10 protein-coding genes are annotated in these 12,246 nt (G+C 32.0%); 4 read left to right on the top strand and 6 right to left on the bottom strand.

Features of this window, described 5'->3' with window-relative positions:
- The first annotated feature begins 50 nt into the window (after positions 1 to 50).
- Together JE46_RS21795 and JE46_RS21790 are read left to right on the top strand one after the other, a co-directional pair.
- Entirely contained in the window at positions 51 to 1,025 is a 975-nt protein-coding gene (locus JE46_RS21795) for an IS1595 family transposase (protein WP_031457410.1), read from the top strand.
- Positions 1,018 to 1,293, top strand: coding sequence for a hypothetical protein (locus tag JE46_RS21790; protein WP_031457409.1), 276 nt, complete (start codon positions 1,018 to 1,020; stop codon positions 1,291 to 1,293). The genes JE46_RS21795 and JE46_RS21790 overlap by 8 nt, the downstream gene beginning before the upstream one ends.
- Positions 1,294 to 1,402: 109 nt before the next feature.
- On the opposite strand, the gene JE46_RS21785 is transcribed toward JE46_RS21790, so the two are convergent.
- Positions 1,403 to 1,777 (bottom strand): hypothetical protein, encoded by a 375-nt coding sequence (locus JE46_RS21785; protein WP_031457408.1) that lies wholly within the window; start codon positions 1,775 to 1,777, stop codon positions 1,403 to 1,405.
- Between the two features lie 1,113 nt (positions 1,778 to 2,890).
- Here JE46_RS21785 and JE46_RS21780 point away from each other — a divergent pair.
- Positions 2,891 to 3,466 (top strand): 3-keto-disaccharide hydrolase, encoded by a 576-nt coding sequence (locus JE46_RS21780; RefSeq protein WP_157505973.1) that lies wholly within the window; start codon positions 2,891 to 2,893, stop codon positions 3,464 to 3,466.
- Positions 3,467 to 3,643: 177 nt separating this feature from the next.
- Here JE46_RS21780 and JE46_RS21775 read toward each other — a convergent pair whose 3' ends face one another.
- Complete coding sequence (locus tag JE46_RS21775) at positions 3,644 to 4,036, bottom strand: winged helix-turn-helix transcriptional regulator (protein ID WP_051872978.1); 393 nt, start codon at positions 4,034 to 4,036, stop codon at positions 3,644 to 3,646.
- A gap of 342 nt (positions 4,037 to 4,378) precedes the next feature.
- On the opposite strand from JE46_RS21775, the gene JE46_RS21770 reads away from it, so the two are divergent.
- The gene (locus tag JE46_RS21770; RefSeq protein WP_035137010.1) at positions 4,379 to 4,729 is read left to right on the top strand and encodes a helix-turn-helix domain-containing protein; all 351 of its coding nucleotides are present in this window, start codon (positions 4,379 to 4,381) and stop codon (positions 4,727 to 4,729) included.
- Between the two features lie 244 nt (positions 4,730 to 4,973).
- On the opposite strand, the gene JE46_RS21765 is transcribed toward JE46_RS21770, so the two are convergent.
- The 4 genes from JE46_RS21765 to JE46_RS21745 all read right to left on the bottom strand — a co-directional run.
- Positions 4,974 to 6,080 carry a pectate lyase family protein gene (locus JE46_RS21765; protein ID WP_031457404.1) on the bottom strand — a complete coding sequence of 369 codons (1,107 nt, stop codon included), beginning with the start codon at positions 6,078 to 6,080 and terminating at the stop codon, positions 4,974 to 4,976.
- A gap of 599 nt (positions 6,081 to 6,679) precedes the next feature.
- Entirely contained in the window at positions 6,680 to 10,711 is a 4,032-nt protein-coding gene (locus JE46_RS21760) for a PAS domain S-box protein (RefSeq protein ID WP_031457403.1), read from the bottom strand.
- An 18-nt stretch (positions 10,712 to 10,729) separates the two neighbouring features.
- A complete protein-coding gene (locus JE46_RS21755) occupies positions 10,730 to 11,176 on the bottom strand; it encodes a response regulator (protein ID WP_031457402.1) in 447 nt (148 codons plus the stop codon).
- 572 nt (positions 11,177 to 11,748) lie between these two features.
- A partial coding sequence (locus tag JE46_RS21745) for an insulinase family protein (RefSeq protein WP_035137008.1) occupies positions 11,749 to 12,246 on the bottom strand: 498 nt, incomplete at its 5' end.

The raw sequence follows: 12,246 nt of genomic DNA, 5'->3' as shown, positions 1-12,246 counted from the left end.
TGTTTAAGTGTAAAAAAGTGCTAAATTTGTTGAAAGAAAAACGTAGACCCATGTTTAATAAGGATTTTAACTCAATACTCGAAGTCGCAAGAGAGTTTGCAACGGAGGAAAAGTGTATAGAACACTTAGAGGCACTTTATTGGAATAACAAGCCAGTAAGCCCTTTTCATGAAGATAGTACTGTATATAAATGCAAAGGCAATAAATACAAGTGCAAAACAAGCGGAAAGTACTTTACAGTAAAGACAGGTTCAATATTTGACAATACCAAGATTGAATTACCTAAATGGTTTATGGCTATCTTTTTAGTTACCAATCATAAAAAGGGAATCAGTTCTGTACAACTTGGTAAGGATTTACAAATCAGTCAAAAATCTGCTTGGTTTATGCTTATGAGAATCAGAAAATGTTTTGGTATTGAAAATGATATTGATGACAAATTTGAGGGTATTTGTGAAGCCGATGAAAGTTTTTTCGGCGGAAAGAATAAAAACAGACACAAAGACAAAAAAGTACCTCAATCGCAAGGTAGAAGTTTCAAAGATAAAACACCTGTTATAGGAGTACTACAAAGAGGAGAATCTGAAATCATAGACGGTAAAAAGATAATTCATTCTCACAGTAAAGTAAAATGCATTGTCGGAAACAATACTAAGAGCGAAACAATACAGCCGTTTATTAAATCAGTAGTTGTAAAAGACAGCGTTTTAATTTCTGATGAGTGGTTAGGGTACAGAGGATTAGAAAATCATTATGACCATCACGTAGTTGACCATGGAAAGAAACAATATGTTAACTTTGATAATCCTGAGATACACAGTAATTCAATGGAAGGATTTTGGGGTATTATAAAAAGAGGGTATAACGGAACTTACAACTGGTGGAGCAAAAAACACATGCAAAACTATGTTGATGAATTTGTTTTCAGATTTAATTTGAGAACTTCGCAAAATAACGAGAGATTTAATTCACTACTTTTGAACTCTCAAATAAGAACTAAATACAAAGATTTGATGAATGCTTAAAATATTAGAAAAAGAAAAGCTTTTACAAGATGAAAGCATACATAAAACGGAATTTGAAAAACAATGGTATTTCAGTCTTGAAGATGTAGCAATATATTTGCAAGAAGATTTATCAGAGGTTGAAAATATAGAACTGCCGTTACTATTTGACGGAAAACGAAAGACAGTACAAACTGCAACTTTTGAAGACATAGAAAAAGGACGTAAAAAAGAACCTTTATCAGAGTTTAATAAAGCACTTTTAAAAGCACGGCATTTTAAGAAATAACAGCCAAGCCTTACAGAAATGCAGGGCTTTTTAATATCAAATAAAATGGAATTTAAAAAAGGAGTAAGTTACTGCACTCAATGGAGTATATATGAAAAACCAGATTTTCCTAAATCGTACCCAAATCACTCTCAAATGGTTTTGCCTCGATTGCCTTATAAATCTGAAAAAAGTTAGGGATGTATTCTATTGTATGATTATACTTTATAAAAATATGTTCTGCTTGTCTTGAAAAACTTTGGTAAACGAGTTCAGTCCATATACTGTTTAAAGAAGCCTCTTGATCTTTAAAAAATACAACATAAAAATTATGAGCAACGGACACAAGTTCATTAAATGCAAACTCAGTAACAACTGTAACATTATAACTTGTATCAGTAACACCTATTTTTAATTTGTGTTTAAAATATGGCTCTTCATTTTCTTTAGGAAATGTTTTATAGACAGAACTAACAAACTTAGAAATATATGTATTGCATTCCATGTGATTATGTTTTAGAAATATAAAAATAGCAAAATAATTCATACAAAAAAGCCTCTACCAAAATAGAGGCTTAATTATTTTAGTATATTTGAGAAACTCAACCAATAATCCACTAAAAACTGAAAAATCAAAAATTCGGTGTAAAGTGGGTATACTTACCTTAATTTAATTGGTTAATAGTAAAATTTGGTTGCTTAGCTATGATCAAGAACTAGTTCTAAATAGTTTATTGAGGCAATTATATGTTCCTGATCAAACAAATGTAAATAAATTAAAAAAACACACAATCGGTTGTGTAAAATGTTTTTATTGATTACTTAAAAAAACGTGCTATTTTATAAATTATAACTATTTTTTTGTAAAAATAATTACACAAGTCATAACAAAAACGGTTTTAAAACATTTAAAAATGAATATTACAAAATAAAATACGAATAATCTTAAAATAATAATAAAAATACGTTTTTTAGAAAAATTTGAAAATTTAAAACTTATTTTGAAGCCAAAATATTACTAAATATTATAACACATCTACATAAAAACATATAATACTTACATAAAATGTTAAAAACAAAAAATACTCTAATTTAAAGTAAGGCATCAAAATAAATGAAATAAAAAACAATCGGTTGCTTTTAAATGTATGTTTTGTATTAAATTTAATATGGTATCCCCCCTTGTGATAAGAATTTTATTTTCTCCAAAAGAAACAAAAAAGCAACCTCATATTTCAATGAAAATAAAAAAAACACATACTAAATTGCATTGTTTGTGCAGAGATCATACAGGGTAAAAATAAACTGATTTTACAATTCGAACATTGCTTTCATAAAGGTCAAACAAAAATTTACACTTTGGTATCAGTGATACAAATCAGGTTCAGTAAACAATTTGCCATTAGCCATTTAGCATCAATTACCATATATTTAAAGTAATGTTTTCAAATAAAATAAACTCCTTAAGTTTTCTATTTCTTATTTTTACCGTATTAAACAACTATTAGATAAATTTCTTTTTTTAATTCCTAAATTTATTATGTTCCAAAAAATAACTTCTGCTTTTGCCTTACTTTTAATTTTGAATTCATGTGCTGTTCAACAAAAAAGCTTAACCATGAATGATTGGTATGCGTTTACAAAAACCAGCACAGAAAGGCTCGAACCTTCAAAAGCATATGATTTCTCAGATGGAATGATACGTATGTATGGCGAAAACAATGGCTATCTAATGTCTCAAAAAAGCTTTAAGAATTTTGAACTTAGTTTAGAGTACAGATGGAATATAGAAGAAAAATTTAAAACCAAAAACAAGAAAAACAGCGGTGTTATGTACAACATACCTGCAGATTCACCTGACAAAATTTGGCCAAAAGGAATTCAGTTTCAGATAAAAGAGAACACTACTGGTGACTTTATTTTTTTAGATCAGGTAAACGCTAAGGTAAACGGTAAATTAATTGAGGCGGGTGCGAGTGTAACTTCTCCCAAATTTATTGAAAACGAAAAACCTTACGGCGAATGGAACTCTATTGTAATCAAATCGTTAAACGGTAAAATAACGCAATATCTAAACGGAAAATTAGTAAACGAATGTGAGGAAGCTTCTTCTAAAGAAGGTAAAATTTCATTAAATTATGAAAGTTCTCCAATTGATTTCAGGAACATAAAATTACATAATATTTCTAAGTAGTTAGAAATATTATGTAATGTCAGATTTGAAAAAACTCTATATGAGCTTGCAAAGAAATAATCGATTTAGATCATCTGAGCCACCTAATACATATAATTTACTTCCTGGGCTAAATGGAAAATTATCCTTTATATTCTTAAAGAGCTAATTTAAAGCATCTGAGAAAAAGATAATTTTTCACAACACTTTACCTTCCTGTTTTAACTTTTCACGATGCTTGATACCGAAATCTCTTAGTGCCAATATAACAGGTTTTATCGACCAGCTATATTCAGTGAGTTCATATTCCGTTCTTATTACACTGTCTTTATAAATCTTTTTTTCAACGAATCCATTAAGCTCCATTTCCTTTAATTGTTGTGCCAATACTTTTGAAGTGATTTTAGGAATTTCTTTCATAATCTCACTAAACCTTCTATTCCCTTCCATGAGTGCTATCGTAATAGGAATTCTCCATTTGCCGGTTATAATATAAATGGCGTCCATAATAGGGACTACTTCTGTTTTACATTTCAAAATTCTTTCTTCCCTATACTTTCCTTTAGGGATATTTTCATCTATTATAGTCATTGGTTCTAAATATTTAGTGTAGCTATGTTTGGGGTAATAATCAAGTAATCAAAAATATCCTTTTTTATTACTTATCATGTAAGGTATTTATGCTTAAATTTTATTTTAATATAATCAAAAATGATACTATGAGAACTTACAGGGGCTGTAGAAAAATTATCTATTGGATTCAGCTGTAAATGTGTGATTAAAAAAAGAAAAACTGTTACAAATTCAGATGACACAATGGCTAAATAATATTTTACTTTTATCAGTTACCTTGAGGTAAGTTTCACTATCTTGAAGCACAAATCTGCCTAATTTTGTGTATTGTGAAATATAACTATTACAACCCGTACCAATATGTGGAACTCTATACTCAACAATATTAAAAATATACGAGAGTTAAAAAATTATACTCAGGAGTATATGGCTGGTCAATTGGGGATAACACAGTCGGCTTATAACAAGATTGAAAAGGGTAAAACTATTTTAGGGCAAAACCGATTACTAAAAATAGCTATTATTCTAGAAGTAGATATCGATGACATTATTAATTTCCAAAGCTCTATATTTGATAAAACTGGTGTTGAAAAAACTAAGGAAATGGATGCAGTTGTGAAACTTAATAAAATTTATCAAAAAAAAATAGAGCTTCTTGAAAAAGCTTTAGAAGACAAGGCTATTGCACTTGATTTAATAAAGAAACAATAGAATAGTCGTAGCAAATACAACTACATCATTATATATTTTTTTTGTAAAATAGAATCTTAGCTTCATTTTTTATGAATAATTAAAAGAAGCATATATTCAGTCTCAAAAAACTGAAATATATGCTTCTTAAATTTTAACCCGTCGGGTAATTAAAAGGCTAATTCAATACAATTTCTTTACCATAATTAATGCGTACATTATTATGTTTTTATGTTCTATAATTACACCCACGGGTAAAATTTAATTAAAAAGAACCACAAATATTTCCTGTAAAAGTGGCACCTGCGTTAGCGGTAACATCAGCTTTTACAGAAGCTGTAGGAAGTGTAACGATAGTATATGGGGGTGTAAAAGCGTTACTCCCACTTACAGTATTTGTGGTATTTGGAAAACTATTGTCAAGTTCTGTGATGGCTGTAAAACCCGTCATTAGATCGATAGGTTTGGTAACACCTTCGAAAACATTTTTTTCAACTCTGATATCTGCTTCAAAGCCTGCCATGATGCATTTATTGCTAACTGAACTGTTAAAATAACTGTTTATGATATGAACTTTTCCAAATCTTACTCTTGGCATTCTCTCTTTGCATCCAGGTCCCCACCAGCATCTGGCAAAAGTGATTCTTAATTTTCCACGATCTCCGGTAGCCGTATCACTTGAACCAATTAAATTTGAGAATCTGTGATCGTCCGTTCCGCCTGGACCTCCCGCTTTTGGCGTTTTCAGATAACTGAATTTAGTGTAAGAAACTGTAACAAAATCAGATTTATTTTTAATGTCTAAATTTCCATCTACTCCATCTCTGAATTCACAATGATCCACCCAAACATTTTGGCAATTATCAATAATAGCATTGTCCCAGCCATCTGTATCGTAAGCTCCCGGCCCTTCAAAAATTAAATTTCTGATGATAATATTGGTACAGTTCTTAATATTAATAATCCCTGAATTTGCTGTAGTCTGATCTTTTGATACCAATTTTGCACCACTTGCACCATATATCGTTTTTCCTGACTGTCCCTGAAGTAATAATCTTCCTGTAGAAGTTTCAGGAATTTCAATGGTTCCTGATATTTTGATAACTTTTACATTACTGTTTTCAATTGCTGTCTTTAAGGCAGCATAAGTGGTGACCGGTGTTTCCGAAGAACTTCCGCCACCTGTTGTGTTTCCATTTTCTGAAGCCCAGCCGGGAACTTCAGCGCAATTACCAACTTTGGCTGTACTGGGAGCAAAATCAAGAATAGCTATCGCATTTTCATTTTGATCGGCACTGCTGTCTTCTTTACTGCAGGAAACAGTAAAAAAAATTGATACTAATAGCAGTGAAGCAATTTTTTTAAATTTCATAATTAATTGATTAAAAGGGGTTACTTAATTTGTGGTACAAATTTTACAGAAATCCTCATTTAATTTGTTGAACTAATTCAATACTTTAGGAATAATTTATGAGCGTTGAATCAAATGGATATAGGCTCTTTCAAACCTGAACTCGATTATTTTCAATAATTTATATTTATTACATATCCTACAAGGTTTAAAAAACCTTGTAGGTATGCATACTAATGATAAAATTCCTGCAAGATGTCAAAAAAGACCTTGCAGGAACATTAACTGATATAATTTATTTGTAAACAAATTTTGTGCTGTATTAATCGAACTCAGGTTTAAAAAAATCTTTCTTTAGATCACAAAATCTGCTCTATTGGAAAATGATATTTCTGGATGAGGTAACAGGAAAAGTAAAACGAAAAATTAGTAGCCTAATACGTAAAAGCTTCTGTTACAGAAGGCAAATTTCCCTAAAACTATATGAAGGTTTTTTCAATTGATTTGAAAAAAACAGAATTAAAAAGTCTCTCGAAACGATAAACTAAATTCCATGGTTTTTCTCCAAAACTAATCAAAAAACAATATTATCACATACAAGACTGTTTAATTTGAAAAGCCTATTCTTTCTTTTGATTTACAGGAATATAAATATCAAAAGTAGCTCCCTTATTTTGTTCGCCACTTGCCGTAATAAATCCGTTGTGATTTTCTACGATTTTTTTAACAATAGCCAATCCTATTCCTGTTCCTGTATATTCCATTTTTCCGTGTAAACGTTGAAACACTTCGAATATTTTTGCACTGTATTGTTGATCAAAACCAATACCATTATCTGAAATACTAATATGGCAATAGTCAATATCAGGGACTACATTTTTATGAGTCAATGTTACTCCCTTAATTATCTTGCTGTTAACTTTTATTGATGCCGGTAATTCGGGCTTAGAAAATTTAAGAGAATTACTTACTAAATTATACAAAAGCTGTCTAAACTGAAATGGGATAACATCTATTACATACGTTTTCCCTTTTTCTATGACCGCATGGTGCAGTTCTAATTCTTCTCTCAGGTCTTCCTTTACTTCATCAATAATTGCTGATAAATCTGTTTTTTCAAATATTCTTTCCTGTACATTGGTTCTGGAATAAGCCAAGAGATCATTAATCAATGTTTGCATTCGCTTTGCCGCGTTCTGCATCCTTTGAAATTTATCCTTTCCAACATCTGATAAGTTATCGGATTCTCTATCTATAATTTGTGTGGCAAAAGTCTGAATTTTTCTTAGAGGCTCTTGTAAATCGTGACTGGAGATATAAGCAAAAGACTGGAGTTCCTTATTCATTTGCTCCAATTCTATATTTTTTTGCTCGAGTTCCAATGCATTTAGCTTTAGTTTATCCTCAGCTTTCTTTTTTTCTGTGAGGTCATGTGTCACTTTTGAAAATCCGATAACTTCACCTTTTTTGTTATGAATAGCTGTTATAACCGCACTTGACCAAAAAAGACTTCTGTCTTTTCTAATGCGCCAGCCTTCCTGTACTGCTTTTCCTCTTTCACGGGCTAATTGTAAAAGTTTATTAGGCAGGTTATTTTTTCGATCTTCTTCTGTATAAAAAATTGAAAAAGATTTCCCTATTATTTGCTCTGCTTTGTATCCTTTTATTTTTTCTGCCCCTATATTCCAATTTTCAACTATTCCTTCATGATTTAGATACAATATGGCATAATCCTGTACTTCCTCTACCATTAAATGATAACGTTCCTCACTTTTTCTCAAAGATTCGTTTATCAAACTAAGTTCTTTTGTACGCTCTTTTACCAGTTTTTCTAATTCATTGGTAAAGGTTTTTTGATCTTCTATATCAGTGCTTGTCCCTACCCACATTTGTATTTTTCCGTTTTCATCTATTTGCGGGCTTGCACGGCTTAGTTGCCAGCGATAAACACCATCATGTCTTTTGAAACGGTGTTCGAATAAAAAATCTTTTCCGGTAGCAATTGACTCCATCCATACTTTTGAACTTTCAGCTCTCTCGTCAGGATGTACAATTTGCAGCCAGCCCTCTTCAGCTATTTGTTTTGGCGTTAAACCGGAATAGGTATAAACCGATTTATTACAATAATTCAAATGACCGTCTGTATCTGATGTCCAAATATGCTGAGGCATTGAACTGGCAAGAAGTCTGAACTTTTGTTCGCTTTCTTCGAGTTCCTGCTGGTGTTTTTTTAGTTCTGTAATATCTCTGGCAGTACCTAATAATCTTTCTAATTTGTTATCTGCATCGTAGAAAACTTTTCCTTTTGCTTCTACCCAGTGAACAGACCCATCAGTCCATATTACCCTTGCTTCATAATAAAGATGTCCTGATGCAATTGCATGTTTAAAGGCTTTTTCTCTAATATGCAGATCATCCCGATGGACATGTTTAAGTAACTGTTCATGCGTTAATTCTACATACTCTTTATACCCGCCAATGATTTCGAGATATCTGTTGGAATAGATAAGTTCTTTTGTTTTTACATTCAATTCCCAGGTACCAAGCTCGCTGGCTTCTACTATAATATTAAGTCGTTGTTCGTTTTGCTCTATTTCGTTTTTTGCTTCTACTTTTTCAGTTACTTCAGTTACTGTTACAATGATACCCGAAATTTTCCCGTCTTCTTCTTTCAGCGGATGGTAAAGAAAATCAAAATAGCAAACATCCTCAATTCCTTGTCTTTTCAAAGGAACCGGTACTTCGTTACCGTGATATGGAATACCTGTATTTAAAACAGCATCTAATAGGGAACTAACTGTTTCTTTTACTTCAGGCAAAGAATCAAAAAGCGGTCTGCCTATAAAAGAAGCTTCGTCTCTGTCAACCAGTTTCAGATAAGCTTCATTGGCCATTTCTACTATATGCTCCTGACCTCTTAAAATGGTAATTCCAACCGGAGCTTGTTTTACAGTATTACGGAATTGTTTATTAGCCTCTTCAATTTCGCGTCTTGCTTTTACCTGAGGGGTGTTATCCAAAACCCAAATAGCTACTTTTTTTACTTCTCCTTCTATATTTTTAAGTGGGGCATAAACAAAGGTTACATATATAGTTTCTTCTTTTCCATATCGAACAAGTATCATTTCTACCTCATTGATATAAAAAGGGATACCATTGTTCACTACATTTTTAAGAGCCTCTTCATAATACGATTTTACCTCAGCGAATGCATCCCAATAGTATTTACCGGCTATTTCATCATAAGGTTTTCCGGCTATTTCAATAAAACTGTCGTTTACTATTTCGGTTACTAAAGTTGCTGCATCCAATACACAAATACCTATTGGAGATTGCAGCACCATACTGCGTAAATTTTCTTCACTTTCTTCTATCCTTTTCTTAGCTAAATTAAGATCTGTCAGGTCAAGTCCGGTATTCATTACGCCATAAATATTTCCTTTCAAATCATACAATGGCGTAAATTGATAATTAAAATAATAAGTTCCCCAATTTCCATCTACCAGTAAATCCAGAGGTGTATTTTCTGTATGAAAGGGTTGTCCCGTTCTATAAACATTTTTAATCTGCTCAAACACCAATTGATTGGTTAGCTCAGGCAAAAGATCCATAAATGATTTTCCAATTACATCATTTCCTTTTCCCCAGATATTGATAATAGATTCATTGGCCAGCTCAATAATCATTTCTTCACCAGTGTAAACTGCAATGGCAAATGGAGCATTTTCTACCAATGCCCTTATTTTATGCTCGCTTTCCTCTATTTTTGAACGGGATATAATTTGTTCTGTAACTTCAATAGCAATGGCTACTATACCTGAGATAGTTCCATCGGCTTCTTTTAATGCCTCATATACAAAATTGATATAAGTAGTTTCTATTTTTGCGTTTCGGGGGAGATTGACAGGATGTTCATTTGCAACAAATTTTTCTCCTGTTTCATAAACTTTATCCAGTACTGACTCCAGACCTTGGCCTTTTGCTTCAGGCAAACCTTCAAATATAGGTTTGTTTATGACTTCATTTTTGCTTTTTCCCCAAATCTCAAGCATCATGTCATTTACAATTTCGACAACATGATTTTTTCCTCTGAAGACACACATTGCAGTTGGAGCCTGAATGATATTGTTTAGATAGCGGTTGTTACTTTCTTCTAATTTTTTAAGAGAATGTATGTTTTCTGTTGTTTCACTGCAAATTACCATTACACCGGCAATTTTTCCTGATTCATCGTGTACCGGACTGTAGCTGAATGTCCAATAGACATCTTCAATCTTTCCGTTTCTGTATATTGGAATAAGCTGATTTTCACTCCATGTAGATCCCTCTCCTGCTAATACCTGCTGAATAAGAGGGTATATAATTGGCCAGATTTCAGGCCAGGCGTCCTCTGCTTTTTGTCCTAATATTTCAGGATGTTTACCTTCATTTCCAAGGCTTGGACGATATGCATCGTTGTAAAAACAAGTAAGTTCATCGCCCCACCATAAAAACATTGGGAATTTTGAGTTCAAAATAATACCGAGAGAAGTACGAAGGCTTTGCGGCCAGATATCCGGAGTTCCTAATGGTGTTTTGCTCCAATCTTTATTCCGAATGAGCTCTCCCATTTCGCCTCCACCCTGAAGAAAATAATACTCTTTATTTGTCATGCGTATCCAGGTAAATATTTAGGGCTGAAGAATAAAATCCTCTCTTTCAGGTTTTTTAAAATTGGTTTCGGCTGTTACTTTAAGTGCATTCCCTATCACTTGTTTTAATTTGGAAAAATCACCGGGTTTGCGAATATAATATAAAGCACCTTTATCATACATTGTATTTACAATTTCCATATCCAGAGAAGTTGAAAAAATAATCACCGGAAGCTCTTTTAGCTCGTTGATTTCTTTTATTTCAGCCAGACATTCATACCCGTTTTTACGTGGCATATTTAAGTCAAGAAAAAGCAAATCTGGCAAATTATCTGAATCTGTTATAGTCAAATGATTCATAAGCTCTACACCGTCATTAACTGTTATAAGAGTAACAGGAAGTGTGAGTTCATCAAGTGCTTCTTTAAAAAAAGCACAATCATCCTCATCATCGTCAGCCAATAGAAGACTGTAATTATGTTTCATTTTGTGCAGGATAAATTTAATAATTTTGATTTTATTTAAAATCATTTATGAATCAGAAAAATCATCTTGTTTTAGGTCAATTTTATTTTTATTTCTAAAAAAAAATCAAATCTAAAATATTTTTATCTCTGCTAAGATAAAACTAATTTTAATAGCAATAGTGAATACTATCCTGATAAATTTTAATGCTTTAGGATAAAATTTACAATCTTTTTGTTTAAAGCACTTTGCCAATTATAAGTAAGAATTGAAAACTGAATCTCACAATTTATTTTCAGGAAGAGGATATGGAGTACTTTTTTCTACAACTTCTGAAATTTTTTCATCAAGTTGGTTACAAGATGTAAAAAGATGCTCTAATAGTTCAGCTCTTAGGACTATTAAGGATACGATATGGAAAAGAATTTTTCTGCATACACTCTCTTGGTCATGGTGAGTTAGTTCTATAAATTTAATAAAAAGATGAATTATTTTCACCTATTTAAAGATATATTGAGTATAACTAAAAAGGCTGTCTTTATCAGACAGCCTTTAAAACTAATTAAAATAAAAAAAAATGTATGTTAAAGCTCTTACTTTCCTGATGTGTTTTCAGGGTTCATAATTACCTCAACACTACTAGAACTATCCAAAACGTGCTTACTAAACTGCTGAATAGTTTTTTGATTAATTTTAGAAATTAAATTTTTATATTCTTCATCCTGCAAAAACGGAATCTCATTTAAGCTGTTGTTATAAAGGGTACTGTTCCAGAATGAATTGGTTTTAAGCGACTCTTCCCTGTTTTTTAAAAGTGCTTTTTTGATGTCTTCCAAATCATTGGCATTTACCGGAACCGTTTTCAAATCATTTAATTCTTTCCATACAATCTGCATTAATTTTTCCTGTTTTTCAGGGTTGCAGTCAAATGTCAAAGCAAGACTGAAAGCCGGTGCTGGAATCTGTTCGAGGGTACCGCCAACACTTACGCCATAACTTCCGCCTTCTTCTTCGCGAATGGTCTGTAAAAAACGTTTGGATAATAACTCCCCTATAATATAAATGGTCATCGCATTTTCTTTGCTGTACTC

Origin of the sequence: Flavobacterium chungangense LMG 26729 (assembly GCF_000735715.2) — a bacterium.
In the GTDB taxonomy this organism is placed as follows: domain Bacteria; phylum Bacteroidota; class Bacteroidia; order Flavobacteriales; family Flavobacteriaceae; genus Flavobacterium; species Flavobacterium chungangense.
This window is presented reverse-complemented; position numbering and strand designations above follow the sequence as displayed.

Coding starts and splice junctions, on each gene's coding strand:
- JE46_RS21795 (WP_031457410.1), top strand. CDS start 51: ATGTTTAATAAGGATTTTAACTCAATACTCGAAGTCGCAAGAGAGTTT.
- JE46_RS21790 (WP_031457409.1), top strand. CDS start 1,018: ATGCTTAAAATATTAGAAAAAGAAAAGCTTTTACAAGATGAAAGCATA.
- JE46_RS21785 (WP_031457408.1), bottom strand. CDS start 1,777: ATGGAATGCAATACATATATTTCTAAGTTTGTTAGTTCTGTCTATAAA.
- JE46_RS21780 (WP_157505973.1), top strand. CDS start 2,891: ATGAATGATTGGTATGCGTTTACAAAAACCAGCACAGAAAGGCTCGAA.
- JE46_RS21775 (WP_051872978.1), bottom strand. CDS start 4,036: ATGACTATAATAGATGAAAATATCCCTAAAGGAAAGTATAGGGAAGAA.
- JE46_RS21770 (WP_035137010.1), top strand. CDS start 4,379: ATGTGGAACTCTATACTCAACAATATTAAAAATATACGAGAGTTAAAA.
- JE46_RS21765 (WP_031457404.1), bottom strand. CDS start 6,080: ATGAAATTTAAAAAAATTGCTTCACTGCTATTAGTATCAATTTTTTTT.
- JE46_RS21760 (WP_031457403.1), bottom strand. CDS start 10,711: ATGACAAATAAAGAGTATTATTTTCTTCAGGGTGGAGGCGAAATGGGA.
- JE46_RS21755 (WP_031457402.1), bottom strand. CDS start 11,176: ATGAAACATAATTACAGTCTTCTATTGGCTGACGATGATGAGGATGAT.